Origin of the sequence: Hyphomicrobium sp. (genome assembly GCF_003987855.1) — a bacterium.
Lineage (GTDB): Bacteria > Pseudomonadota > Alphaproteobacteria > Rhizobiales > Hyphomicrobiaceae > Hyphomicrobium_B.
In genome coordinates this window covers 834-26228 of record NZ_RXIZ01000018.1, presented here as the reverse complement: position 1 = coordinate 26228, position 25395 = coordinate 834, and the positions used below count along the sequence as shown (strand labels likewise).

Below are 25395 nucleotides of genomic sequence, written 5' to 3'. Positions count from 1 at the left end.
ACACCAACGTCAGCCCCTTCCGATTTTGAATATGACACATGCAGCGGGCGCAGCCTCACAAGACGCTGCGCTCTTGACAAAAATGACTTATAAGTCAGTTATACCTTTGAGAGGGGTCAATCAAGCTCGATTATCAGGGGCCGCGATTATCCGCTCGTAACCGGAAGTGCGATGAACCCGCCCACCCTTCAGCAATGGGTTTTCTCTTTGAAGACCCTCACCGCGGCGTTGCTGGCGTTATTCATCAGCCTGTGGATACCGCTACCCAACCCCTATTGGTCGGTGGCGACAGTCTACATAGCGTCCAATCCGCTCTCCGGTGCGACGCGCTCAAAAGCCATCTTTCGCGTCCTCGGTACGCTGCTCGGAGCTTCCGCCGCGGTCATCATCTTACCGAATTTGGCGAACGCTCCCGTGCTCTCGGTTATCGCCTTGGCATTATGGTCTTCGGCCTGCTTGTACTTGGCCATGCTCGATAGGACGCCGCGCAGTTACGTCTTCATGCTCGCGGGCTACACGGCCGCGCTGGTCGGCTTCCCAACGGTCAACGCCCCAAGCACCATCTTCGACGTCGCACTGGCCCGGACCGAGGAGATCATTGTGGGCATTCTCTGTGCAGCAGTCGTATCGAGTATCATCTTTCCCCGCTCGGTTGCGCCTGCGATCTATGACCGCCTGAAGGGATGGCTAGCTGACGCGGATACGAGCGCAGCTGACGCTCTTCGTATGAAGACTGGCGCCGATGCGGACACACACCGCCTCAAGCTGGCGGGAGACACCGGCGAGATCGAAAACTTGGCGACCCATCTCATTTATGATGCTGCCGGGCATCCGGAATTCATCCGTCGCATCCGCGAGGTTCATCCTCGGATGCTGATGTTGATACCCGTGCTGGATGCCATCTCCGATCGGCTATTGGCACTAAAGCAGATTGGAGAGCCATCAGCTAACACTCGTCACCTCGTGAACAGATTTGCGGAATGGTTCCAGCACCAAGAAAGCAAAGGTGCCAGAGGTCTTGATGAACTTCGGGGTGAAATCACAGCTGCCATCGATCTAAGACGCGCCCGGCAATCCTGGCTTGGGCTTGTCGAACTCAGTCTACTGATGCGGCTATCGGATCTAGCCGCAATATGCGCAGACTGTCTGGAAGTCGTACGGAGCGTTTACCTGGAAAGCGCTGCTCCGCTAAGACCGCTCACCTATACGCTCGCCGGCAGTGCAGCCTCCGTTCATCACCGGGATCACGGACTAGCCCTACTCTCCGCGGTCGTCAGCTTCGCGACGATTACAATCGCCTGCATGTTTTGGATCCAATCTTCGTGGCCCGAAGGCGGCGCCGCCGTGATGATGGCCGCAGTTTCGGGAAACCTCTTCTCCGCTCAAGATAACCCAGTTCCATCGATTGTTGTCTTCGCCAAATGGGCCGTCGTGGCCGTGTTCATTTCGGCGGCATATGTCTTCCTGATCCTTCCCAACGTGCACAACTTCGAAACCTTATCCATAGCGCTGACCCCCACTCTCATATTGTTCGGCTTGTGTATCTCAAAAGCTGAAACGCTTCTTGTTGGACTTTCACTCGCAATCAACTTTGCGGCGATGGTCGGGCTTCAACAGACGTTCAATGTTGACGCAGCATCCTTTCTCAACAACGCCATCGCGATGTCATGCGGCGTGATAGCTGCCGCTATTATCGCATCGTTACTGAGAGCACTCGGTGCCGAGTGGAGCATTCGACGGCTCGCAGATGCCAATAAAAGAACGTTAGGCGAGATTACCGACATCGAGAGCAAGCGTGACGACACCCGACTAACGGCCATCATGCTTGACCGCCTAATTCTTTTAGCACCTCGTGCGAAGGCTGCTGGACACAGAATTCCAGGACCCATCCGCGATCTTCGGCAGGGCTTTAATATCTTGGATCTTCGCCGCTCACGAGAAGGACTCTCATCTTATTCACGAAGGCGCGTTGACGGAGTATTGCAGCGACTGAAGCGCTGCTATCAGAACGGTTTTGACCCTCAAACGTCAGATCTCCTGTGCGCGGCGATAACTCGGGCTCTGATAGCCGTGAGCGGTGAGCGGAGTGACTCAGCCAATATGGCCTTGCTCGGCTTAGTTGGATTGCAGCGAAGCCTCTTTCCTGATCGGCAGCCAACCTGCTTTCCGATGTCTCCCGCTTATGTGGAGGCTGCCGAATGACCGATGAGGTTTGCGTCTTCGGGGTCTTTGTTCCCTCGATTCTGCCCTGTTCGATCATCGCCTACGTGGCAGTTGTCGTGATATCGCGAATGTTGAGGGCAATCGGCGCTTACCGGTATGTCTGGCATCGAGCACTTTTCAACCTTGCTCTTTTTGTTTGCTTCTTAGGAGCCAGCGTTTTTCTCTTTTCAAAGACACATCTATGAACAGCCAACTCCAAATCACGCTCCGCTACGCTGTGACCGTCACCCTTACCCTCGTCGCTGTGCTCATAGGTTGGCGACTGTGGGCTTACTACGAACTCGAGCCATGGACTCGCGATGGCCGCGTGCGTGCCGACATCGTGGAAATTGCCCCTGACGTTTCCGGATTAGTCAGCGAAGTCTACGCTCAAGACAACCAGATGGTACATAAAGGCGACGTCCTCTTTCGCATTGACCGCGAGCGATTTCTGTTAGCTTTGAGGCAAGCTGAGTCCGACGTGGAGGGCAAAACTGCTCTACTGGAAGCCGCGCGAAAGGACCTGGTCCGATACAAGACCATGACGTCAATCGCTGTCAGTGAACAAAAAATCGAGCAGGTAACGGCAACAGCGGCCCAAGCCCAGGCGGATCTTCATCGTGCCGAAGCTGATCGGGATATGGCAAAGTTAAACCTGGAACGCTCCGATGTTCGCGCCTCAGTCAACGGCGCGATTACGAACTTCGATTTGAGACCGGGCAATTATGTGACAGCTGGCAAAGGCGTAGCCGCGCTGATTGATAACGACTCCCTGCGCGTCGAGGGGTATTTCGAGGAAACCAAGCTGCCCTACATTGAGGTCGGCGACAAAGCGATTGTGCAGCTTATGGGAGAAGACCAGCAGCTCACGGGGCACGTCGAAAGCATTGCCCGCGGCATTGAAGACCGCGACCGCACCGCTGGCGCCAACCTGCTGGCGGATGTCAACCCCACATTCAGCTGGGTGCGTCTCGCGCAACGCATACCCGTAAGGATTGCTCTGGATTATGTTCCCAGCGGTGTGCGTCTTGTAACCGGGCGTACCTCAACCGTTATTATTGAGCCGAGCCCGAAGGCGTTACCCTCGATAGCCTCAATGACTTCGACCAAATAGCTCCTCGAGATAACTGTCGTCATTCTGCCTCCTGGCCCTCCGATACTTCTTCTTTCGCCAAGCGAGAGAGGATGCGAAACCAGATGACCGTTCGTGATCAACTTGCTCCAGATATCGTGGGCCTTCTTCGCCGAGCGATGCTTTCACGACGCCGGTTTATGACGACTTCGGCGGCGCTTACAGCAGGATATACCTTAGCCGCGGGGCCGGTGCGAGCCAACCCAATAGTAACCGACGCGGTAGGCCTCCATACCGGGACAGCAAAGATTTCTACGAATGAAGGGCAGATGCCCGCTTACTTCGCACGACCATCCAACGCGCAGAATCCGCCGGTTATCCTCGTTGCGATGGAGGTCTTCGGTCTACACGAGTACATCAAAGATGTTACTCGGCGCCTGGCAAAACTCGGCGCGTTTGCGATCGCTCCGGACTACTATTTCAAGAAAGGCGATTTGAGCAGGATTTCTGAGATACAGAAGTTGATGCCGCTCGTGAACGCAAAAACTGATGCTGAGCTGGTCGCTGATCTGGACGATTGTGTAGCATGGGCGAAAACCCAAGGCGGCGATGTCTCCCGGCTTGGCATCATAGGTTTTTGTCGGGGGGGTCGCGCAGTTTGGATCTATTGCGCCTCCAATCCTGATGTGAAGGCGGGAGTTGCATTCTACGGCTCGCTTGTTGATCCAGCCTCGCAAAAATCCGTATGGCCGAAAAGCCCTATCGAACTGGCTCCTGAAATGAAAGCTCCAGTCCTTGGTCTTTACGGTTCAGAGGATCAAGGCATTCCGCCGGCGCAAGTGGAAACAATGAGAGCGGCTCTCGCTGCGGCTGGAAAGACTGCAGAGTTCAAGATATATCCCGGCGCGCCCCACGGCTTTCATGCCGATTACCGGCCGAGTTACCACCCCGAAGCTGCCAACGATGCGTGGCAGCAAATGTCGGCGTGGCTCAGGCGCTGGTCAGTTTTGTCGTAAAGCGCCAAGCGTCGAAAGAATCAGCTTGCAGCTTCACGCTCGCAGTTGCCCAGCTGTTCGCGTGCCAGTTCGATACCGGCGAGATTGGCGAGATATTTGCGTCCATCAACATCGATCGATAGAATTTCGGGTTGAAGGGAGCGGATCAGATCCCAGGTCTTGCTGCTTTCTGGCTCGGTGCTTGCGAATGCGGGTCCCTGAGCGGTCACAGCGAGAGTTCCCACAGATTGGCCGTCAGTCGACCACACCATTTTCCCGCCGTTTACCGGCGGCTGCCCCTCATCAACAAGCGTAATCAACGTCACGTTTCCGCTCTTGACGATGGAGAGACCGAACGGATGGCCGTCCTTGAACGCTTTGCCCGTCGCGCAAACGCGCGCTCCATTTTCATGCTGCCTAAGCTCAGTAAGCCAGCCCTTTTCCGTGCGCCAAGACTTCACCACGCGGCTCGTATCAGCGTGAGCAAAGTTCGGTGACGATGCTGAAATCAATGCAGCCGTCAGCAATCCTGCGCGCCAGATGCTCATAATCTCTCCTTCGATAACTTATTGAGCCTACATCAGTGCAAGCGCCAGACCGCCCATTCGAATGCGGCGCACTATCTCTTTGAGAAATGAAGCTTCGGCTCCGGAAAAATGCGCAATTTTAGAAAGATTTGTGCGTGCAGACAGCCTCCCTGAAGATCTGACGCAATCTTCAACCTCCCTCACCCGAACGTTGACGTCGATCAATGTTCTTTTTGCGCCTGCGAAGTAAAGTTCCTCCTGAGGAATACGGGGAAGGGTCGGGTCGAATGGCGTCGTCTGTCGCCAAAACTGAAAATCACGCGCGCGTTCCGGCGACGCGGTCCATGGCGAGCCTGCACATTCCGTCGACCGGCGCCTTCCAGATTGCTGCCTCGCTGCTCTGGATACCGCAAGCCGCGTTTGTCGCGACCGCGATCGGCGACCTGACTGCTACGTCCCCGAATGATAGGTTGCTCTCGCTTGCATTCGGTATCCTAGTCCTTGGAGTTCTGAAGGCGGTCCTCGACGCGGTCGGCAGCCGTCGCGCGTTCTCTGTAGCGCGTGAAGTCACAACGGCTTTGAGACTCGACGCGGTCGAAGCTGTCGCGCGTCGATCCCCGCTTGATGCCAGCCGCGCGGAATCCGGCCGCCTCGCCAGTGTGCTCGGCGAACAAGCCGAAATGATCATCCCCTACCTTGCGCGCTTTAGAACGGCAAAAACGAAGGCAGTCATCGTACCGCTGGTAATCCTGCTCTTTATCTTTGCGCAATCGTGGGCGGCTGCGCTTGTTCTGCTCTTCGCGGCCCCATTGATTCCTGTGTTCATGATTCTCATTGGTTTAAACGCGAAAGCGGAGAGCGAAGCTCAGCTCTTGCAAACCGGCGATATGAACGCCTTTCTACTCGATCGCTTGCGCGGTATCAGGACCATTCGGACTCTCGATGCTGTCGATCAAACTGCGAAGAGACTTCGAGCCAATGCGGAAAGCCTGCGCCGTCGGACCATGAAGGTCCTTAGGATTGCTTTCCTGTCCTCCGCTGCTCTCGAGTTGTTCTCCGCGATTGGAGTGGCGATGGTTGCCGTCTACGTCGGCTTCCATCTACTCGGTCAGTTGAATTTCGGAACATGGAACCAACCCCTCGATCTAAGTCAGGGCCTCTTTATTCTGCTCCTTGCGCCGGCATTTTTTGAACCACTGCGAGAACTGTCCTCCTTTTGGCACGACCGGGCGTCAGGTGAAGCAGCCATCAAGGCGCTGCAAACATTGGCGGTGGAGGGCAGGGGCCTGGTTGGAGAGGCCAGGGACGGTCCAGAAAATTACCTAGTCACAATGTCCCCGCCTGTTCTGGTCAGCAACATCGCGTTCAGGCACTTCGGCGCAAAAGAAGATGTGCTGAGCAACTTTAGTTTGGCCGTAGGAGCCGGAGAGCACGTCGCGATCCTAGGACCCAGCGGCTCCGGAAAGTCGACACTTCTCGGTCTGCTCATTGGGCTCGCCGCTCCAACCTCCGGCTCGATTTCGATCGGAGGCCGCAAAATTTCTGCGGCAACAGCTTCGGCGCTGCGCCGAGAGATCGCCTGGATTGGTCAACGACCGCATATTTTTTCAGGAACCCTCGCAAGCAACGTTCGGCTTGGGCGGCAGATCCCTGGCGAGCGGGTCGCCCGTGCATTGGAATTCGCGCAACTCTCTCCTCTAGCAGAAAGACGTGGGCTCGACTCCATTGGAGAAGGCGGATTTGGGCTGTCGGGTGGCGAAACGCTACGCCTTGCCTTAGCGCGAATCGCAGCCGATCCTGCAGTTGGCTTAATCCTCGCCGATGAACCGACAGCACATTTGGATGCTGAAACCGCGCGCGAGACCACCGACAACCTTCTCGCCCTCGCCGAGGGCAGGACGCTCATCGTCGCGACCCACGACTTAACTCTGGCGCGGCGTATGGACCGGATCATTTGTATGTCGAACGTCTCCTTGGAGCGGGCGGCATGATCCGACTTTTCAAAGATCTGAAGCCTGTTCTCCTCGTCTTTTGGCAGGGTCCGCGTTGGCAGCTCGCTGGCGGAATTTGCTGCGCAATTATAACAGCACTCTGCGGTCTCGCTTTGCTCGGCTTGTCCGGCTGGTTCATCACCGCAACAGCGCTCGCAGGTATGAGCGCAGCGACGGCCATTGCATTCGATGTTTTTTCGCCGTCAGCTGGCATTCGGTTTTTTGCTCTAGCGCGCACGGCAGGACGCTATGGCGAAAGACTGATTACTCATGACGCGACCCTCGGCATTCTAGCCGATTTGCGCGAACGACTGTTTCGCCGTTCTGCCGCGATGCGTGAATCTGAAAAGCTCCGCAAGCGCCCTGCAACCTTGTTGTTCCGACTCACGCAAGACATCGACGCACTGGACTCCCTTTATCTGCGCATCATCGTACCTAGCACTGCGGCAATCGCATCTGCTCTGATCGCCGGTATCGCAATTGGTTCGATTGACGTCTCGGCTGGCATCGCTGTCGTCTTGATCCTCTTTATCGGAGGAATAGGCATTCCGCTCTTAGCCGCTCGGCGTGCTGTTCGCCCAGCGATAAGACGAAACCGCGCGCTCGAGACTTTACGCGCGCGTGTGATCGACTTGTCGTCCGGGCAAACCGAGCTTCTTATGGCGGGACGGCTGCCGGCTCAAATGTTGCTCATCAGCCAGGCGGATAGCGCGTTGTCGGCTGAGGACGATGATACCAACAAAATTGAGATTCTCGCCGGAGCCGCTCTCAATGTAGTCAACGCAGCTTTGATTGCGTCCGCAATCGTATTCACATCGTCATATGTGCGTGCGGGCATTATAGATGCACCCGTTGCCGCTCTTGTTGTCCTCGTAGTGATCGCAACCACGGATCCATTCTTGGCTTTGCGTCGAGGGGCAATCGAATTTGGGCGAACGATTATCGCGGCCCGACGCGTCGGCGGTCGATTGGAGACATTAGAACCACAGGCGCCAGACCTGCCATCGCCCGGAGTCGCCGTTATCATCAAAGACGTGACGTGCTGCTATCCAGGTGCACGTCATCCGTCTCTATCGAGACTTTCTCTGAGCATTGCTCAGGGCGACCGTGTTGCCTTAATCGGCCCGAGCGGCGCCGGGAAATCAACATTGCTGTCCCTCATTGCATCAGAAATTCCAGCGGCGAGTGGCAAGATCGCGAGCCTGCCGTCCACGCTTCTGACACAACGGACAGAACTATTTGCGGACACCCTTCGCGACAATCTCCTCCTCGCAAATGCCAAGGCCGACAGCGCTGATCTCGCGAACGCGATCGCATCGGCCGGCTTGGGCGATTGTCTGGCCCAGCTTCCACTCGGTCTCGATACCCGATTGGGTGAGGGCGGCTTGGGCCTATCCGGCGGAGAGGCACGCCGCCTCGCTCTTGCGCGTCTATTTCTGCGGGACACTCCGCTATGGCTGCTTGACGAACCCACCGAAGGTCTCGACGACGCAACAGCCCGTGATGTCATCGCCCGGCTAATGGTCAAGCTCCACGGACGAACACTTGTCTTAGCCACCCACATCCGCCGCGAGGCGGAGATGGCTGATCGCCTCGTCTGGGTCGATCAAGGTCAAATAATCGCGCAGGCCGCGCGAGGAGAATCGCAATTCGTCAGCCTGCTTGCTCGGCTGAGACAAGATTGAAGCAGATCTAGGTTGCTCAAAAAGCAACTTGGAAAGGAGGCCGACCGAAAGGCGGGAAAAGGCAAATGGAACTGGACATCGTGGCGCTATCGCGCCTGCAATTTGCAATCACTGCACTGTATCACTTCTTATTCGTACCCTTGACGCTAGGCCTCTCGATCATCGTCGCGATCATGGAGACGGTCTACGTCATGACTGGGCGTCCCATCTGGCGCCAAATGACCAAATTCTGGGGCACGCTCTTCGGTATCAACTTTGTTATCGGCGTCGCCACAGGCTTAGTGATGGAGTTTCAGTTCGGAATGAACTGGAGCTATTACAGCCTTTATGTCGGCGACATATTTGGCGCGCCATTGGCAATTGAAGGCTTGATGGCCTTCTTCCTGGAAGCGACTTTTGTCGGACTATTCTTCTTCGGCTGGGACCGGCTCTCGAGGGTAGGCCACCTTGTGACAACCTGGTGTGTCGCCATTGGATCGAACTTCTCAGCTCTTTGGATTCTGATCGCCAACGGCTGGATGCAAAATCCCGTTGGCTCGGCCTTCAACCCTCAGACCATGCGGATGGAAGTGACGGACTTTTTCGACGTCGTTTTCAATCCGGTGGCCCAGGCCAAATTCGTCCACACGGTGTCAGCCGGCTATGTCACGGCGTCTGTATTCGTGCTCGGCGTTTCCGCCTGGTATCTCTACCACAATCGCAACGTCGCGCTCGCCAAGCGGTCAATGACCGTCGCAGCATCCTTTGGCTTGGCATCCGCGTTATCGGTTGTCGTTCTTGGAGATGAAAGCGGCTACCTTTCGACCGAGCATCAGAAGATGAAGCTCGCGTCGATTGAAGCAATGTGGAAGACGGAACCGGCACCCGCGGCTTTCACACTCTTCGGCTTCCCCGACCAAAAGACCCGCGAAACGCATTACGCCGTCCGCGTGCCTTGGGTCATGGGTCTCATTGGCACCCGCTCTTTGACGACCGAAATACCGGGCATCGAGGAACTCGTCGCGCGAGCGAAGGATCGGATCCGAAACGGTATTGCTGCATACGACGCGGTACAGCAGATAAGGGCTACTAGTGATCCGTCCGCGGTTCCCCAATCAGCCCGCGACACGCTCGAGAAGAGCGGCAACGATCTCGGTTACGCTTTGCTTCTGAAGCGCTACGTCGATGATCCCCGCAAGGCAACGGACTCACAGATCGAACAGGCCGCTTGGGATACGGTCCCGAACGTACCATCGCTCTTCTGGTCCTTCCGCATTATGGTCGGTCTTGGCTTGTTCTTCATCGCCCTGATGGCTACGTTCTTCTATCTTTCGGCGCGCCATCGCCTCGACCAATATCCATGGCTCCTTCGAGTAGCCATGTTTGCCATTCCGCTTCCCTGGATCGCCGCCGAACTTGGCTGGGTCGTGGCGGAGTTTGGAAGGCAGCCGTGGATCATCGAAGGGATCTTACCGACGGCCGCCGCGGTATCGGGCCTCGGCGCGTTCACGGTTCTCACGACGCTCATCGGCTTCATTGTGATCTACTCGGTTCTCTTCGTCATCGAGATGGGATTGATGATCCACGCCATACGCGTCGGACCACAACCAGACGACCGACCCGATGCCATTCTCGTTTCCCCATCCCTCGTTGCTGCGGAGTAAGCAATGATACTTCATCAACTCATCGACTACGAAACCCTTCGCCTAATTTGGTGGCTGCTCCTCGGCGTTCTCTTGATTGGCTTTGCCGTCATGGATGGCTTTGATCTCGGCGCAGCGACCCTGCTGCCATTCGTGGCCAAGAATGATCTGGAACGCCGGGTCGTCATCAACAGCATCGGGCCCACCTGGGAAGGAAATCAGGTCTGGCTCATCCTGGGCGGTGGTGCAATTTTTGCTGCCTGGCCGCCGCTTTATGCTGTGTCTTTCTCGGGCTTCTATCTTGCGATGTTCGCGATTTTGTTCGCCTTGATCCTACGCCCTGTCGGCTTCAAGTATCGCTCAAAGCGCGACAGTCCGGCTTGGCGGTCGAGATGGGATTGGGCACTGTTCATCGGCGGCGCTGTTCCGGCACTGATTTTTGGAGTCGCAGTCGGAAATGTCCTTCGCGGCGTCCCGTTTCACTTCAACGGTGATCTGCGCATCTTCTATGATGGAACAACGCTCATAGAGTTGCTCAATCCATTTGCCCTGCTCTGTGGACTTGTATCGGTTGCGATGCTCGTCATGCATGGCGCCGCTTGGCTTTGTTTGAAAACAGCGGGTCCGGTTGCGGATCGCGCCCGCTTCTACGGAAGCGTCGCGGCGTTAGCAACCGCCCTGCTTTTCCTCGTTGGCGGCGTCGCCTTGTGGTTCGGCGTCGACGGCTATCGCATCACCAGCAGCATCAATCCCGCGGGTCCGTCAAATCCGTTGTCCAAGGTCGTCGTCGTGGCGTCCGGCGCGTGGTTTGACAATTACGGCAAGTACCCGCTGACGATCGCCGCACCTATTCTTGGCCTTCTCAGTGCATCCGCTGCTTTTGTCTTTATCAGCGGCCGTAGGGAAATCGCGGCGCTTCTCGCCTCATCGCTTTCGATCGCCGGCATTATCGCGACTGTCGGACTGGCGATGTTTCCGTTCATCCTCCCATCGTCAATTGATGCCAATTCCAGCCTTACTGTCTGGGACGCATCATCGAGCCACATGACCCTTTTCATCATGCTTGTCGCGGCAGTCATCTTTGTGCCGATCATCATCGCTTACACATCATGGGTCTATCGCGTGATGTGGGGCAAGGTCGACGAGAAGGCCGTTCAAGACGAGCAGGGTCACGCATATTGAGAATTGAAGAAAGGGAACATCGTCATGTGGTACTTCGCTTGGATGCTAGGGCTCCCCCTCGCCGCCGCGTTCGCAGTGCTGAACGCCATGTGGTTTGAACTCATGGAAGACGCAGCAGCGACTAAGTCAACGTCGGGCTCGGTCCTACCTTCGAAAGCGCGTTAGTTGAAAAAATTGATCGAAATTGCATAACTCAATTGAGCCGCCGTCAGCTCTGCCGGCGGCTCATCGAACGGAGCGGCCTTTTCGACCATGCCTATCGCCATGTTGTCGAGCAATGTGGTTCCGGATGATTGAGACAGCCTCAGGTAACGTAACGTCCCCGTCTCGGTAATTCCGAAGGAAACGACGACCGAGCCACGCAAGCCCTTGGGCATCGGCTTCGCTTTCATAAGCTTGGCCCGCACCTGCGCTCCATAGGTCAGCGCATTGCCACGACTCGCGGAAACACGGCCATTTGCCATCGCTGTGGAAGAATTGGAACGTGAGAGCGCGCTGCCCGCAACTTGCTGATGCGACTTCTTTTGAGGAGATTTCTTTTCCTTATCTATTTCCTTTTTCTTCTCCATTTTTGCAGGGGAATCCTTTCTTTCATCGATCGTGTCAGGCATCTCGGTCACTGGCACGTCGGTGATCGTATCAGCCTTCACCTCGCTCACCGCATCAGGCTCGCCGCCGCCGCGGACAATTGGCAGCGGTTCATCCGTCGGCGAGAGGCTCGCCGGCGTTACGTCCGCAACTTTGATAGGCTTCGGCGGCGGATCATCAGAAAGCGCCTCGTTCGCAGTTTCAGCCAGCTCCTGAGGCTTTGACTCGACCGCTTGAACGCTTCCTGCCTGCGAGGCCGCTGCTGCGGCAGCCGCAGTTTTGCTGCTCTCGTTCGCAATCGACTCAAGGACAACAGACTGCTCCATCGAAAGGCTGAAGGTGCCTGACTTCTCCGAGACGGTCCCAAACTGCTCCCCGGGATCGCCCATCAAAGCCGTAGCTAACCCGCCACCATGAGCCGTCGCCGATAAGAAAAGTGCGCAAACGAGCAACTTTCGTGACCCAATTTTCGGGGCACCGGTACTTTGACCAATCTTAAAGCGCTGCTCCCTCGCGTACCGCCCGGTGCTGAAAATTAATATGTTGTCGCCTGGGCTTGCATCGAGCGCCCCTTGGTCCGCACTCATTGAGGCTGACGCGTGAACTCGAATATGATTTTTCTCGATGAACATAACGGCGTCTGACCCGCTCGCCAATATCGACGTTACGCATCGGCGGGTTCACCGCCGATGCGACTTCTTCTGAGCCTGCTTAGAATTTCGCCTTCGTAGTAAGGAGGAACGTGCGCCCACGACCCGTGTCATCGGGAACGTTGCTGCCAGTTGGTGGCGAACTCAGTGCTGGGCTGTAAGCAACGTCTGTGAGATTGCTTACAGTAAGAGCCACATTGACATCATTGGTCAGCGCATAGCTCGAGAAAAGATCAAAGGTTGTGTATCCGTCGTAGAAGAGCGGATCTCCGGGGCCCGTATTCACGTCACCTCTTTGGCTCTTCGAAGTGATGTAGCTCCGCGCACCCAATGTTAGACGCTGATCGAAGAAGCGAAGCCCTGCGGTAATTGTAGCAAGATCACCTGGCAGATAGCTGTTCATGCCAAGCCCGTCCATTTGTGAGGGCAGCGTTGTGTGATTGTGGCTATAGCTCAAGCCTGCGAACACAAATCCAGCGTCGTATGTGCCTTGAAGCTCGACACCTTCAACCTTGGATATGCCAGTGTTGTTGATGAAGGTGCAGTACGGAACTCCGGTCGACGTACAGGCGGCGGTGATGTAGTCACTCACGTCCATACTGTAATAGTCGGCCTTGAAGCGAAACTCATCACCGCTCTTGAGCAAGTTGCCGTACCTCGAGTTAAACCCGAATTCCCACCCTTCCTGGCTTTCAGGTCGCAAAAAGGGGTTCGGCAAAAAGTTCGGCTCAAACACGCTTCCAGGGTGGCTGCCATCGAGCAGCGTCTGCCTCAAAGAGGGCGCGCTAAACGAATTCGACCATTTCACGTAGGGCTGGAACCATTCGGCGGGGTTCGCCTGCAAAGTGAGCGTTGGACTGAATCCGCCAAAACTGTTGTCAATTGCAAAGGGCCCAAGTTCTACACCGGGTGGCAAGGTGATCGGAACGAAGGGCGGGATATAAGGCGGGCGGTGAGGATCCACGACTCCGCGGCCGTTTAAATTGAAATCGTCGTAGCGCATGCCAACGATGAAGTCGAAAATGCTCTTAGAAAAGGTCGTCTCCGAGAAAGCGCCACGCGTTGTCGAATTCCCCGAGGGATTCACGCCGCCTCCTGTGCCGGGGTTCAGCTTGTTCGAAGCATCGACTTGGTCGTGAAAATACTCGTAACCATAGTTCGATTGGACGCGAATTCCGCCAAGATCGAAGAGAGACGTATTCTGGACCGTAAATCCTAATCCAAGATCATTGATCTCACGGCCACTGGCTGAGGAACCGCTTCCTATGCCCTCACCATACTTCATGGTGATGTCGCTGCCCGAAAAATCAGCCCGGAAATGAAGGAAATCGTTCCCGATCGGATCGTAGGCGTACTTGACCGTGTAGATTTTGGAATCCACGGTTTGATCGTACGAGTTCGCTGTGAAGTCGTTATTGTAGAGTACCGTCCCGAAAGACAACCTTTGCTCTGGATCGATTTGAATATGAACCTTGGCTAGACCGGAAATGAGATCCTGGCCCGTGTAGGGCACTCTCTGGCCGAGGCCATTATCATAGTCATCGATGTCATGCTTACTGATGGCGCCGATGACGCTGACTGCCCCGCTACGAATCGCACCCGCCCCCATTTCGGAGAAACCGACGCCGTTGCTGCCCCATGAGGAAAGCACAACCGCTCCTGAGTTGCGGCCGGGCTTCAAGACGTCATCGACGTCAAGTGTACGCATGTCGGCGGACCCCGCGATGGCGTTCGCGCCTCCCGCGGTCGAGACGGCGCCGCGCTGCACCTCGATGCTTGCAAGAAGCAATGGATCGACATAGGCAAAGCCCGACGCCGTGTGACCCGTAAATCCGAAATTCTGACGAACGCCATCGATCATCATGTTGACTTGGCCCGAACCTTCGAAGCCGCGAATATTCACGGCAATGCCAGGATTGTTCGGGTCATTTCCAGTCGACACCCCCGGCATCGAGCGCAACACGTCCTGCAAATTTGTCTGCCCGAACGTCTGAATTTCGCTCTGCCCAGCAACGCTGACGCCGGCGGGCGTATTATAAGGAGCGTCGATCGTTGTCGCCTGATCACCGCCCTCGCTGACGGTAGCAGGCGCAGCTGCTTGTGTTTCGCTCGATTGGCTAGGCTTCGGCTTAGATTTTGCCTTCGACGCGCTGGCTTTCTTCGCTTGCACGCCCTGAACGTCGATGCCCGGCAATTGCGTTTCCTGCCCGATTGCTGCTCCAGGTAATATTAGAGCTGCCGCCGATACCGAAAGCGCCAAGGCAACCTTGCCCAGTGCACGACCGCGCGGTTGGAGGCCGTCAGGCCTCACTTCAGAGAAAGCTCTCACGCCAATCACAGCCATACCTTCGTCCCCCGATATTCCATGTTGATACGGGGCTGGCTGGCTGAGCGCTTACGCGCACATTGGCGGGCTTGCCTCTCCGCTCGCGTATCCTCCGAAGGGATTTTGCGAGCGCGAAACCCGACGGATCGTCAGGCTGAGAAATACATATAAAAGCTTACGATAGAAGTCAACAATTGCGGTTGGACTGCCACGCGGAGATGCGTGCGGCCCCGGCACCACCTTAAGGTTGGAGTGGTGCAACAGGGCCGCAAGTTTGGAGCTATTGAATTTCTCAGCTCAGGCCGAGCTTGCCCCGAAGCGTCGAGAGATCAGTGGCAAGAGCATTGACCTTTGCGGCCAAGATTTTGCGGTCGGCTTCGGTGAGTTTGTCGTAGAGCTCGTAGCCATCAGCCGTCTTGTACTTTCCCAGCGTATCGTCGACCACTTTGAAATTCGCATCGACTTTCTTCACGAAGTCAGCGTTGTCTTTCGCGAGCAGCGGCTTCACAAGTTCGTAGATCTTCTGCGACCCATCAAAATTGGCTTTGAAGTCCCATAGATCGGTATGGCTATAGCGGTCCTCTTCGCCCGAAATCTTCGTCGCGGCCACCTCTTCCATCAGAGCGGAGGCGCCCCCGACAACAATTTCAGGTGGGAACGTCAAATTCTCAACACGGTGGTTCAAGTCCTTGACGTCCACGAGTAGCTTGTCCGCATAGGGCTCAAGGCCCTTAGTGCTATTTTCGCGCCACAAGCCGTATTCGATACGATGAAAGCCGGAGAATTTCGCATCCTTTTCTTTGCTTTCGAAATCGTCCGCGCGCGCGTCGATCGTATGATCGAGATCCGAGAATAGCTCAGCGATTGGTTCTACCGCTTCATAATTCATGCGGGTCGGAGCAAAGAGCGATTTCGCCTTCGCGAGATCACCAGCCTTGATCGCCTCGGCGAACTTGGTGGTATTTTCGAGGAGCTTCTCCGTATTGTCAGCCACATAGCTTTTATAAGCAGCCAGCGGCTCGACCAGTTTTGAATCCTCTTCGGCGTTTGCGGCTCCAGTGTAACTCAACGCGCTCGCCAGCGCCGTAACAGCCAGAACATACTGCCTCATATTGCGTCTCCATTCAGTTTCAGGAACGTGTAGGCGGACCCGCCGCCGCGGCCTCGACCAGCTTTCGGCCCAAATAGTCGCCAGCATCCCGCGCCCCTGGAAGAACGAAGAAGTAACCGCCACCGATAGGTTTGATGTATTCCTCTAACGGCTCACCATCGAGCCGCGTTTGCACCGTAATAAACCCCCTTTCCAGATCTGCTTGATAAGCGATGAAGAGCAGCCCTTGATCGAGCTGCCCATTCTTTGTGATCCCATTCGAATAGTTGAACGGGCGACGTAGAATGAGGTTCTTTTGAGTTTCAGGAGTCCGCGGATTGGCAAGCCTGATGTGCGCGTCAAGCCGGGTGCGCTTTCCATCAGGGTCCTTGCTGTAGTCTGGAACGTCTGTCTCCGCTGTTCCGCCCATCGGCGCGCCGGACATTTTCATCCGACCGACGATACGTTCTTGCTCGGCCAGTGGCGTCCGATCCCAACGCTCAACAAAATTGCGTATAATGCGGACAGCTTGGTAAGTGCCCCCGAACGCCCAGTCAGGCTCAGCGTGTGCTTCGCTCACCCAAACGATCTCGTTCATCAGAGCAGCGTTGCCCGAATGCGGGTTGGCGGATCCGTCTCGGAAACCTAAAAAGTTCCGCGCGCTTTCAACGGTCCCGTCAGGCTTGGGAAGGATGGTCGGAACTCTTCCTTCCTGCTTCCAGCGCGGCACCAAATATTCGGGCATGTTCTTGAGAATATCGCGAAGCGCATGGATGTTCGTATCCGCGGTATTGGCGCAAAACTGCAGAGAGATGTCGCCGTGGCAGAGGTCGGCGACAAGAGCATCGTTTCGAAATTGAGCCATGCGCTGCAGATGCCGCGGCTTCAAATGCTTAAGCCAGGGGCGGGTTTCAAAGAGAGAGTCGCCGAGACCCACTGTGATCGTGAGATTTTCAGGATGAATGACCGGACCCAAGATGCCCGAATCCGATGGTGGCAGTTTAGGGTCGAACGCGGGCGGTGTGCCACCCTGTGTCAGGAACACGATACGTTGGGTCAACAGCCTAAGCATTCTGTCGAAGTCCGCAGGCGTATCGGCTATGACGTCGAGTGAAACCAGCATTCCCGCAGCCGGGCGCGGCGTGACGATGCCGGCCTGGTGAATACCGTAGAATGGCACGCGTTGGTCGACATCTGCCTGATGACTCGCGGGTGCATCGGTTACCTGCGTATCGCCCATTGCTGACGCACGATCCGCAATGGCAACGCTGGTCAACGCGCTTCCCGCTGCGACTCCCATCCCGAGCAAGAGTTTGCGACGGTCGGTCTTTGGAAGATCCGTTTGCGCCGCTTCAATTGGTGGTTTACGTCCCATTGGCATCGATCCCAATCGCCGAAGGTACCGCATTGAGCGACTCGGCCAGAACTGCGAAAGCGCGAGCAAGTTGAGTACGGTCAGCCGACGCGCCCCCGGAACTTGTCGGCTGCCCGGCACTTGCCTTTTGTTTTGCGAGGATTGCCCTCACGTCACTGAGGGCCACATCAACCTTGCGGGCTAGTTCTTGGTTGACTGTGTTCAAGACCGGATCGAGCAACACTACGAGCTTGCCTAGGCCGTCGAGATTGGCGTCAAGCTCGGCCAGCCTCCTCTCATGGTCATCCGCATTCTCTTCGGGCAAACCATCGCGAGAGAGCAGAGATGAAAAGCGCGCGGCGCTGTCGGCCAGCACGTCGGAGGTCATTTTCATAGCCTTGAGACGTGTGTTTAAAGCCGTGAGATCGTCGACAAGGCCGTCGGCGATAGGAGAAAGACCCTCGAGACTTCTCCTTTCGAAAAGCCCACGCGCAATTCGGCCGTACCCAACGAATGCGGGATCGTCTTGTCCCTTTTCGAAGTAGCTCGGCGCCGGATCAATCTTGTTCTGCAGATCCGAAAAGCGATAAAGGATGGGCTCTATTCGATCGTAAGAAACTCGCCCATCGCGATAGAGCGCCCGAGACTTGTCTAGATCACCCGCCTTGATTGCCGCGGCGAGATCCTGGGCCGCCCGCAACGCAGAGCCGCTCTGACGATCAAGATAGAATTTATATTCCGACAGCGGCCCAAGAAAACTCCGTGTCGTAGCACGTGCGGGCTGAGCGTCGGCTTCTCGCGATGGTGCAACGACCAAGATGCCCCGCGGATTAGACAGAAGTCCGCAAGTAACTTCGTACGTCCCTGGGGCCAATCGAACTTTTAAAGTTTCCTTGATCGCCGGCGCGATGTTTTCACGCTCGGCCACCACCATGACCCCGTCGACAATCTCCCACTCCACTGGGCGGTCCGATTTATTCGTGATCTCGAATGTGCGATCGCCCGCCAAAACCGACATGGCATTGGGTTCGCAAGCTTTGGAGGTCACAGACACGGCGACGACATCGCTGGTGTCGCGATGCACACGTAGCGTTGCGAAATAGAAAGCGCAGGCACCAAAAATAACGAGGGTCGCCGCGGCGCCGACCCCGAGATACAGGAGGCGAGACGAAGGCGCAGTAGCTTTCGGTTTATCAGGCGCGGACATTCGAATTTTCTCCGCGCACCCTGAAGCCGCCGATAGAGCGGCTAGGACGAAGATAGAAATAAAGAACCGTCACGAGGAACCCGACGTAGACGATGACTTCGCCGACCGTCGGATTTTCCTGATAGCTGAATACGCCCGAGAGGATGGTGCCAAGAACGCTCGATATAGGCAGCACCGCGCTCACATTGTAGGCGTGCGCCTGCAGGCCATTCCAGAGGCCAGCCTCGTGCAACGCTCCGATAGACGCCGAAAGAATGCCGGCCGCTACAAAAATGATGAAGATCCCGGTCCACTGAAAGAACCGCCGAAGATCGAGCCGAACGCCACCTGCGTAGATCACGAGGCCGACAACGACGGCAGCGGCAATTCCAGCGACTGCGCCCATCGGGGCAGCTATCCCATCGCTTTGTTGAAAGATTGCCAAAAGGAAGAAGACAGATTCTAACCCCTCGCGAGCCACGGCGAAGAATACGAGGCCGATTAGCCCCCACGTGCCACCCATTGACGAAGTGAAGGCTGCATCGACAGAATGCCGCAGCTCCGATTTGATCGAGCGCGCGGCTCTGCGCATCCAAAAGACCATGGATACGAGCACTGCAACAGCGACGAAACCCACCAAAGCTTCGAATAATTCCTGCGCCTTCTGCGGGAACTCAGCGCTCGCAAACAGCAGCCCAGCGCCACTAAAGAGAGAGACTGCCACGGCGAGAAGTACGCCGATCCACACCGCCGGCATCCATTCCGAACGGCCCGTTTGCGAAAGATAGGTCGCAACGATACCGGTAATGAGCGCAGCTTCGATGCCTTCGCGAAGCATAATAAGGAATGGAGCGAGCAAGCTTAGGCCTTGGGTTTTGCCGAGTGAGAGACGACCGTTTGGAAACTATACTTCTGTAATCAAGTTTCCATACGTCGCAAATCCACGCAGACAAAATCAATTTTTGGCAAGGTTTGTAGTGCGCAAAGCGAGAGGCGTTTTCCGAACCAGAATCGCGCAACACCTTATAAGCGTTCTAACTTGCAATCGATTTCAGCGCCCACCGAATGCCGTTGGATGTTAGATCGACGACAGTGAGCGGGCTTACGTCGATGTTCCAAAACGAACCGGGTCCTGCCTGAATGGCGGCGAGAACTGCAACGCGGATTACTGCGGGATGCGTAACGGCGATCAAACGTCCGCGTCTCGTTGAAATCGTCTGCAACCAAGTCGAGACGCGCGAGAAGAGCGCTTCGATCGACTCTCCTCCGTGAGGAGCCGCGGAGCAATCAGATAACCAGGCCGCGAGCGCGTCGGGTTCGCAGGCTGCCACTCCGCTCAATGAGCATCCCGCCCAACGTCCTACGTCGAGATCGCGCAGAGCGGGTTCGACTACCCCCTCAAGACCTAGAAGCGCAGCGGTCTCGATTGCCCTTGTCTCTGGGCCTGTCAAAGTCGGCGATTGAAGGCGGAATTCTTCCCCTTTTTTGACCGCATCTCGTTTTCCGGCTTCGTCTAGCGTTTCGTCGAGCGGGAAAGCGGCAGCGCGGACGGCTGGCGTGGCGGCACAGGCCACAAAAGTTAGGCGCGGCGGCATCTTGGCAACTGCTCACATTGACAAACGCCCGAGCCGCCCTATGGTGAACCGTGCATCGTCGTGGGTAGGAAGCCGGTGAAAAACCGGCACGGTCGCGCCACTGTAATCGTGCGACGCCTAAAGCGTCCATCGAAAGTCAGACCCTCTTCACGATCACAGCACGCTTTGAAACGGGACGCGTAATCCCACGGAGGCTCTTCTCATGATTAATTCTTCGGTATTGCAAGGCTCCGCCCTGCCAGTCATTCCCTTGCGTCAGATCCTGCCCTGGGCTCTGTTCGGCGGTCTGCTGTTTCTTCTCGCCATGTACTTCATTGGTGTTGAGGAAGGCGCGATGGCAGTCTTCAATGGTTCCTACGTGCATGAGTTCGTGCATGACGGTCGCCATCTCCTCGGTTTTCCTTGCCATTAGGCGGAGCGGAGATTTCAAATCATGGGATCTTTGCTTCTGCGCGGCATGATTGCCGGGCTTATCGCAGGTATTTTGGCTTTCGGCTTCGCTAAGGTTTTCGGAGAACCACAAGTCGATCGCGCAATTGGCTTTGAGGAACAGGTCGCCAAAGCCAAAGGGGAGCCCGAAGAGCCAGAAATCGTCAGTCGTGATGTGCAGGCCAGCATTGGTCTGTTCACGGGCGTTGCCGTCGTTGGCACGGCGATGGGTGGGCTCTTCGCACTCGCTTTCGCATTTGTGAATGGCCGGGTTACGCATCTTTCGCCGCGAACGACGACGGTGATCATCGCGATACTGGGGTTCATTGCGATCTACCTCGTTCCGAACCTCAAATATCCAGCGAACCCACCGTCCGTTGGATCGCCTGACACGATCGGCTACCGAACCCAGTTGTACTTCGGCATGATCGTGTTCTCTCTCGCTGCCCTAGCGATTGCAATTAGCGCGGCGAGACAGTTCGCAACGAACTTGGGTGCTTGGAACGGCGCGTTTATCGGCATCGGTATCTATATCGTACTGACGTCTCTCGCCGGATACATGCTGCCGTCCATCAATGAGGTGCCTGAAGGTTTCCCCGCCGATCTACTTTGGAAATTCCGCGTCGCGTCCTTCGGTATTCAGACCATTCTATGGGCTGCGATGGGAATTATTTTTGGGATCCTTCTCGAACGCCTGAGCGCCAAGCCAGCGCGCTGAACCCCGGTAATAGGGATTTGCACCGGGCCACCTTTTGGCCCGGTCTTCGATCATCAAACGGATAATAAAGGACCGGTCGCAGGTGTCGCGTCACTCGCCTTGCATAGGTATTTGTAGGCTCGACGACGCCACAGGTTATTGCCTTGGTTGCGGCCGCACCGGCGCGGAAGTCGGCGAGTGGATGGCAATGAGCGAAAGCCAGCGCGATGCCGTTTGGGAGAAGTTGCCCGCACGGCTTAGCGCGCTTTCAGTCCGCGTACGCCTTCTTCCTTGGATACGAGACGAACTGGTCAACTGGGCCAGAGACACTCTCGTTGCCCGCCAAGGAGCGTGGACGGTTGGTGAGCCGGATATCACGAAATCCTTTGCTTGTTCGCACACATCGACAATGCACATTCGCGTTGATGCTGACGCGATAGTTGCCGAGTTCCCCAACGCCGCCTTCCGTCTTGCGATCAACGAAAAGGTCCGCGCTTTCTCGTTCAGCGACGGCGGACCCATTGTACTGGGACTTCCGCGCGGACGTGCGGCGCTCCCGCTTGCATCTACGATCCAACCGCTCGGCCCCGACGCAGAGGCTATCCGGCTCGCCGCTCGAAATGACGCAACCTTCGACATCGGCATGGGTCTGCGCTACACGCGCTGTTGTGTAAGGACAAATGATCCGGCGCTAAAAGGGGCGCTGGAAGCGTTGGCGAGCCAAGGGACTTCTGCTTTTACCCCGGCTATTCTGGACCAGATGACGGCGGCTGGCGCACATCTCGTCGTCGAGAGTGCGGCCGCACGCATCGAAATCTATGAAATGAATTGGATCACAGACCCGCCAAGTGCCGACCTGCAAAAGTCTCAGCCGGATGGGAATGCCAAGCTCGACCTACCAAGCTATGCCGTCCCCGTAGCCGCATTCCAACCTCTTTAAGCAGCGGACGGCCCGGCACAATTCGCGACGGCGATCCTCCTTGTCCCCAGATCTCCAGTATCCGCTAGAGTTGGTGAGTTGAGGGAGCGCCCGCGCCGTAGTAGTGACTTTTTTATTGGTCAACTTGAGACCTCGGTATTTACGGGAGAGGATCGATGCGCAGCTTTGGCCTTGGATTAATGTTCGCAGCCGCTGCTGGTTTCGGCTCCGCGCCCGCATCTGCGGATGATCACCTCCAATCCTCCTTCACCAACCTCATGGCGCGTGGGTTTCAGATCAGATCTGTGACGCTCATTCCGCTGGAAGTCGCAAAAAGGGTCACCGACAAGGTCCGGACGGACAATGTTATCGTAACCCTTCAAAAGGAAGAGACGGCAGCCGTCTGTTATGTCGCGTTTGCGAATTGGGCCTTTATGAACAAGGCATCGCTGGATTCGCCCACGCTCTGTGAAGTGCGCTCGTCGCTGGCTGCGGCCGAAGCAGCTCCTTCTGCTCCCCCCGCCCCGACCGCTGAGGCTCCGCCGGCGGCTGCTCCGCCAGCGCCGTCGCCGTCGTCTGAAACACCGCCGGCCGCTGGTAGTGCACCGGCAGCTCCCTCTTCAAACCCGTGATCTGCGGTCAGACCGTTGCAAGCTGATTGCTGCGCGCAACAGCCGCTTTGAGCCGTGGGATTGCAAAATCCAGGAACGCTCTGAGTTTTAGTGGCACCAATCCTTGCTGCTTGTAGACGAGGCTCGCAGGAACCGTGGCCGGCTCGAACGGCTGCAAGATGATAGTGAGCTTCCCGTCAGCTAAGGCCTTGGCGGCCTGATACGACAACACGCGCGTGACCCCCAGACCTGCAACGGCCGCATCAACGGCAGCTTCGGCGGTATTGACGACCAGACGCGAGTGAACGGCCACCTCCTGCTTGCCTCCCTTGCTTGTAAACGCCCAGACGCTCGAAGACATCAAGCCGACGAATGAAATGCAGTCGTGCGCGGCAAGATCGGCAGGGTTTAATGGGACGCCACGCCGCGCCAGATAGTCAGGGCTTGCGCAAACGATGCGTCCGATCGCGCCGATGCGCGTCGCTATAAGGTTGCTGTCGGGTAAGTCCCCTATCCGCAAGGCGAGATCGACGTGCTCGTCAAGAAGGTTGATGATGCCATCGGAAAGCGTGAGCTGCACGTCGATATCGGGATAGGCTTTGAGAAACTCTTCGATGATTGGCAGCAAGTGCCAGCGTCCGAAGACCACGGGCGCCGTAACGACAAGTTCGCCGCGCGGCGCCAGATATTCTCCAGAGGCTGCGCGCTCGGCTTCCAAAACGTCATCAAGAATTTTTCGGCATGCCGCCACATAAGATTGGCCAGCATCCGTCAATTCCAGTCGCCGGCTGCCGCGGCTCAAAAGCCGTGTATGCAGATGAGCCTCGAGATCTGAAACTTTTCTGCTCACTGTCGCGAGCGGCATTCCGAGCCTGCGAGCACCGGCGGACAAACTACCCGCGTCCGCAACGGCCAGGAGAACCGACATGGCCTCGAACCGGTCCATAGCCACTGTCCAAATTGGAATGCAATCATGTGTGCATTTTATCGGAGCGATGAAAAGGCCTCAGGCGTGTTCCACCTTGGAATTTATCCACACCGGACTCTGAACCTACCAAAGTGCTGCTCGCAGAAATCTCACGCCTGCGAGGACCATTAACCTAAATCCAAAGGAAACCGGGCCAAGCATTCCGGCGGCGAAATGGTATCTGCCTGCCTTAGTCTCACCACGGCGCATAGCCATACCGCTCAAGACAACCATCAACATCGTTGCGAGCAAACGTGGGCATACAATCGACAAACGCCAAAACAACCGCGCAGCTCTGCTTACTCATTGGAGCTTTCATGCTAGCGGGCTCGGCCATCGCCGCTGAGCATAGCGGCACGCAGGAGGAACAGCAGGCATGCACGCCGGATGTTTTCCGATTGTGCTCCGCTCAAATTCCGAACGAGGATCGCATTGTCGCGTGCTTGAACAAGCACATGGCAAAACTCAGCCCGGCCTGCCGCGAAGTGATGAGAGGCGACTCCGCGAAAACGAAATCGCGTGAGAAACGCTGAGTGTCCTTTGGACTATCTACGGGAGGTTAGACCGTGCGACGTCAGTTTGGATTGAGGCGCTTGGCGGCGATATCGGCTGCCGCTGCGGTGACGCTGCTGCACACCACCGCTTCTTTTGCCCATAGCGGAACTGCGGAGGAGCAATCCGCCTGTACGCCGGACGTTCTGAGCCTGTGCTTCTGGCAGATTCCAAACGAGGACAAAATCGTCGCTTGCCTCAACAAGAACGTCGATCGCCTCAGCCCGGAATGCCGGAAGGTGATCGCCGGGGACGACGACAGCAAGACAGCCAAGCGCTCGAAGAAATAGAAGAGGCGCTTGGTGAAGCGCCCCTTTGCTATCTTTAGCGGGCTCGTCCTCGTGCCGGTCGAGCGATATCGAGCTGCAACGCGCCGCACACCGTGTCGACGATACCCTGCGCCGCGAGCCCAGCGCGCTGATTCATGACCTCGGGTTTGTCCTGGTCTACAAACGTGTCAGGCATGACCTTCGTGCGGACCTTCAGGCCGCGATCAAGCAATCCGTTCTCGGCAAGGTAGTGCAAGACGTGGCTGCCGAAGCCACCAACGGAACCCTCCTCTACCGTGACTAGGACGTCGTGATTTTCAGCTAGCCGCCGCACGAGATCTGTATCGAGCGGCTTCATGAAGCGAGCATCTGCGACCGTGGCGGACAATCCCAATGCGGCGAGCTGCTCCGCCGCTTTCATGGCTTCTTGCAAGCGCGTTCCGAGCGACAAGATGGCTATGGTCGAACCTTCACGCATGATGCGGCCCTTGCCGATCTCCAGCGCGATGCCAACCTCCGGCAGAGCGGCCCCTGTACCCTCACCGCGGGGATATCGGAATGCACTCGGCCGATCGTCGATAGACGCAGCGGTAGCGACCATATGCTTGAGTTCAGCTTCATCCGCAGGCGCCATGATGACCATGTTGGGTAGGCACCCAAGGTACGCAAGATCGAATGAGCCAGCGTGCGTTGCGCCGTCCGCGCCGACGAAGCCAGCTCGGTCGATTGCAAAACGAACCGGCAAGCTTTGCAGCGCCACGTCGTGAACGACCTGGTCGTAGCCGCGCTGAAGGAAAGTCGAATAGAGTGCGCAGAAAGGCTTCATACCTTCGGTCGCAAGCCCGGCAGCGAAGGTCACCGCGTGCTGTTCGGCGATGCCGACATC

The 25395-nt window shown here is 56.7% G+C and carries 24 protein-coding genes and 1 riboswitch; of the genes, 14 read left to right on the top strand and 10 right to left on the bottom strand.

The window, feature by feature from the left end; translation table 11 throughout:
- The first annotated feature begins 171 nt into the window (after positions 1 to 171).
- The 4 genes from EKK30_RS16565 (at position 172) to EKK30_RS16550 (ending at position 4290) form a co-directional block, all read left to right on the top strand.
- Entirely contained in the window at positions 172 to 2202 is a 2031-nt protein-coding gene (locus EKK30_RS16565) for an FUSC family protein (RefSeq protein ID WP_290986686.1), read from the top strand.
- Positions 2199 to 2408, top strand: coding sequence for a DUF1656 domain-containing protein (locus EKK30_RS16560; RefSeq protein WP_290986685.1), 210 nt, complete (start codon positions 2199 to 2201; stop codon positions 2406 to 2408). The genes EKK30_RS16565 and EKK30_RS16560 overlap by 4 nt, the downstream gene beginning before the upstream one ends.
- Entirely contained in the window at positions 2405 to 3316 is a 912-nt protein-coding gene (locus tag EKK30_RS16555) for an HlyD family secretion protein (protein ID WP_290986684.1), read from the top strand. Before EKK30_RS16560 ends, EKK30_RS16555 begins: the two co-directional genes overlap by 4 nt.
- An 83-nt stretch (positions 3317 to 3399) precedes the next feature.
- The gene (locus tag EKK30_RS16550; protein ID WP_290986683.1) at positions 3400 to 4290 is read left to right on the top strand and encodes a dienelactone hydrolase family protein; all 891 of its coding nucleotides are present in this window, start codon (positions 3400 to 3402) and stop codon (positions 4288 to 4290) included.
- A 20-nt stretch (positions 4291 to 4310) separates the two neighbouring features.
- Here EKK30_RS16550 and EKK30_RS16545 read toward each other — a convergent pair whose 3' ends face one another.
- On the bottom strand, positions 4311 to 4817 hold the full coding sequence (locus EKK30_RS16545) for a hypothetical protein (RefSeq protein ID WP_290986682.1): 507 nt from the start codon (positions 4815 to 4817) through the stop codon (positions 4311 to 4313).
- Positions 4818 to 5083: 266 nt separating this feature from the next.
- Here EKK30_RS16545 and cydD point away from each other — a divergent pair, with 266 nt between their 5' ends.
- The 5 genes from cydD (at position 5084) to cydX (ending at position 11441) form a co-directional block, all read left to right on the top strand.
- Positions 5084 to 6787, top strand: a complete 1704-nt coding sequence (cydD, locus tag EKK30_RS16540; RefSeq protein ID WP_290986681.1) for a thiol reductant ABC exporter subunit CydD — start codon at positions 5084 to 5086, stop codon at positions 6785 to 6787.
- A complete protein-coding gene (gene cydC / locus EKK30_RS16535; RefSeq protein WP_290986680.1) occupies positions 6784 to 8472 on the top strand; it encodes a thiol reductant ABC exporter subunit CydC in 1689 nt (562 codons plus the stop codon). The genes cydD and cydC overlap by 4 nt, the downstream gene beginning before the upstream one ends.
- A gap of 65 nt (positions 8473 to 8537) precedes the next feature.
- A complete protein-coding gene (locus tag EKK30_RS16530) occupies positions 8538 to 10115 on the top strand; it encodes a cytochrome ubiquinol oxidase subunit I (RefSeq protein ID WP_290986679.1) in 1578 nt (525 codons plus the stop codon).
- 3 nt (positions 10116 to 10118) lie between these two features.
- Positions 10119 to 11276, top strand: a complete 1158-nt coding sequence (cydB, locus tag EKK30_RS16525; protein WP_290986678.1) for a cytochrome d ubiquinol oxidase subunit II — start codon at positions 10119 to 10121, stop codon at positions 11274 to 11276.
- A 24-nt stretch (positions 11277 to 11300) separates the two neighbouring features.
- Positions 11301 to 11441, top strand: coding sequence for a cytochrome bd-I oxidase subunit CydX (gene cydX, locus EKK30_RS16520; RefSeq protein WP_290986676.1), 141 nt, complete (start codon positions 11301 to 11303; stop codon positions 11439 to 11441).
- On the opposite strand, the gene EKK30_RS16515 is transcribed toward cydX, so the two are convergent.
- The 7 genes from EKK30_RS16515 to EKK30_RS16485 form a co-directional block, all read right to left on the bottom strand.
- Positions 11438 to 12253 carry a TonB family protein gene (locus tag EKK30_RS16515; protein WP_290986675.1) on the bottom strand — a complete coding sequence of 272 codons (816 nt, stop codon included), beginning with the start codon at positions 12251 to 12253 and terminating at the stop codon, positions 11438 to 11440. The genes cydX and EKK30_RS16515 overlap by 4 nt on opposite strands.
- Before the next feature lie 322 nt (positions 12254 to 12575).
- Complete coding sequence (locus tag EKK30_RS16510) at positions 12576 to 14858, bottom strand: TonB-dependent receptor (protein WP_290986674.1); 2283 nt, start codon at positions 14856 to 14858, stop codon at positions 12576 to 12578.
- Between the two features lie 274 nt (positions 14859 to 15132).
- Positions 15133 to 15951 (bottom strand): iron uptake system protein EfeO, encoded by an 819-nt coding sequence (efeO, locus tag EKK30_RS16505; RefSeq protein WP_290986673.1) that lies wholly within the window; start codon positions 15949 to 15951, stop codon positions 15133 to 15135.
- Positions 15952 to 15970: 19 nt separating this feature from the next.
- The gene (gene efeB / locus EKK30_RS16500) at positions 15971 to 17305 is read right to left on the bottom strand and encodes an iron uptake transporter deferrochelatase/peroxidase subunit (protein ID WP_290986672.1); all 1335 of its coding nucleotides are present in this window, start codon (positions 17303 to 17305) and stop codon (positions 15971 to 15973) included.
- Positions 17295 to 18491: an iron uptake system protein EfeO gene (gene efeO, locus EKK30_RS16495; protein WP_290986670.1), complete on the bottom strand. Its 1197-nt coding sequence runs from the start codon at positions 18489 to 18491 to the stop codon at positions 17295 to 17297. Before efeO (EKK30_RS16495) ends, efeB begins: the two co-directional genes overlap by 11 nt.
- Positions 18478 to 19329, bottom strand: coding sequence for an iron uptake transporter permease EfeU (gene efeU, locus EKK30_RS16490; protein WP_290986669.1), 852 nt, complete (start codon positions 19327 to 19329; stop codon positions 18478 to 18480). Before efeU ends, efeO (EKK30_RS16495) begins: the two co-directional genes overlap by 14 nt.
- Before the next feature lie 175 nt (positions 19330 to 19504).
- Positions 19505 to 20065 carry a histidine phosphatase family protein gene (locus tag EKK30_RS16485; protein ID WP_290986668.1) on the bottom strand — a complete coding sequence of 187 codons (561 nt, stop codon included), beginning with the start codon at positions 20063 to 20065 and terminating at the stop codon, positions 19505 to 19507.
- Between the two features lie 67 nt (positions 20066 to 20132).
- A riboswitch (cobalamin riboswitch) is annotated at positions 20133 to 20207 on the top strand.
- A gap of 60 nt (positions 20208 to 20267) precedes the next feature.
- Between EKK30_RS16485 and EKK30_RS16480 the strand changes: the two genes are divergently transcribed.
- The 4 genes from EKK30_RS16480 (at position 20268) to EKK30_RS16465 (ending at position 22742) form a co-directional block, all read left to right on the top strand.
- Positions 20268 to 20477, top strand: coding sequence for a CbtB-domain containing protein (locus tag EKK30_RS16480; protein WP_290986666.1), 210 nt, complete (start codon positions 20268 to 20270; stop codon positions 20475 to 20477).
- A 21-nt stretch (positions 20478 to 20498) separates the two neighbouring features.
- The gene (locus EKK30_RS16475) at positions 20499 to 21212 is read left to right on the top strand and encodes a CbtA family protein (protein ID WP_290986665.1); all 714 of its coding nucleotides are present in this window, start codon (positions 20499 to 20501) and stop codon (positions 21210 to 21212) included.
- 82 nt (positions 21213 to 21294) lie between these two features.
- On the top strand, positions 21295 to 22131 hold the full coding sequence (locus EKK30_RS16470; protein ID WP_290986664.1) for a DUF1289 domain-containing protein: 837 nt from the start codon (positions 21295 to 21297) through the stop codon (positions 22129 to 22131).
- A 155-nt stretch (positions 22132 to 22286) separates the two neighbouring features.
- Positions 22287 to 22742, top strand: a complete 456-nt coding sequence (locus EKK30_RS16465) for a hypothetical protein (RefSeq protein ID WP_290986663.1) — start codon at positions 22287 to 22289, stop codon at positions 22740 to 22742.
- A gap of 7 nt (positions 22743 to 22749) precedes the next feature.
- Here the strand turns inward: EKK30_RS16465 and EKK30_RS16460 are convergent, their stop codons facing one another.
- Positions 22750 to 23667 carry a LysR family transcriptional regulator gene (locus EKK30_RS16460; RefSeq protein ID WP_290986662.1) on the bottom strand — a complete coding sequence of 306 codons (918 nt, stop codon included), beginning with the start codon at positions 23665 to 23667 and terminating at the stop codon, positions 22750 to 22752.
- Positions 23668 to 24254: 587 nt separating this feature from the next.
- On the opposite strand from EKK30_RS16460, the gene EKK30_RS16455 reads away from it, so the two are divergent.
- Complete coding sequence (locus EKK30_RS16455) at positions 24255 to 24530, top strand: hypothetical protein (protein WP_290986660.1); 276 nt, start codon at positions 24255 to 24257, stop codon at positions 24528 to 24530.
- 34 nt (positions 24531 to 24564) lie between these two features.
- Here the strand turns inward: EKK30_RS16455 and EKK30_RS16450 are convergent.
- Positions 24565 to 25395, bottom strand: an 831-nt coding sequence (locus EKK30_RS16450) for a transketolase C-terminal domain-containing protein (protein ID WP_290986659.1), incomplete at its 5' end; no start/stop codon positions are given.